We start from the raw sequence: 976 nt of genomic DNA on the forward strand, positions 1-976 counted from the left end.
GGAGATAAGCAACCAGAAGGTGAAAAACAACCAAACGGAGATAAGCAACCGGAAGGCGAAAAACAACCGGATGCTGAAACAATTAAAGATGGTGAATACAGCATCAATTTTAAAACACTAAAAGATCAAACAGACGAAATTTCAATGATGAACACATATACAAAAAGTCCAGGTGTGTTAAAAGTAAAAGATGGTAAGAAGTATGTATCCTTTACGTTAACGAATAGTGCTTGGATCACAAAGTTTGAATTTGAGAAAAATGGTTCGTTTGTTGATGCAAATGTATTAAGTGAAGATAAAAAAGCTGATACACGCGTAGTGGAAATCGAAGTGACAGATTTATCTGAAAAGTTAAACGCGAAAGTAAAAGTAGATATCGATTCAATGAATTATCACCATTTCTATGATATTCAATTTGCATTTGATAAAGCTAGTATTAAGCCATTAGATAACCAAGGTGGAAACGAAAACCAAGGTGGAAACGAAAACCAAGGTGGAAACGAAAACCAAGGTGGAAACAATAACCAAGGCGGAAACAACAACGAAGGTAATAACACAACAATTGATCCAAAATCTCTTAAAGATGGTGAATACAGCATTGGCTTTAAAGTGTTAAAAAATCAAACAGATGAAATCTCAATGATGAATACATACACAAAAAGCCCAGGTGTATTGAAAATAAAAGATGGTAAGAAATATGTATCGTTTACATTAACAAATAGTACATGGATTACGAAATTTGAATTTGAGAAGAATGGTTCTTTCGTTAATACAAAAGTGTTAAGTGAAAATAAAGAACAAAATACAAGAGTAGTTGAAGTAGAAGTAAACGATTTATCTAAAAAGTTAAATGCAAAAGTAAAAGTAGATATTGATGCAATGAATTATCACCATTTCTACGATGTTCAATTTGTATTTGATCAAGATAGTATCAAAGCTTTAGGGAACCAAGGCGAAAATGAAAACCAAGGTGGAA

Annotated in this window: 1 protein-coding gene; it reads left to right on the forward strand. The window is 32.4% G+C overall.

The annotated features are described in order from the left end of the window. On the forward strand, positions 1–976 hold a 976-nt coding region (locus tag COI75_RS17200; protein WP_176535594.1), incomplete at both ends, for an NEAT domain-containing protein.

It is taken from the genome of Bacillus cereus, assembly GCF_002564555.1.
In the GTDB taxonomy this organism is placed as follows: domain Bacteria; phylum Bacillota; class Bacilli; order Bacillales; family Bacillaceae_G; genus Bacillus_A; species Bacillus_A cereus_K.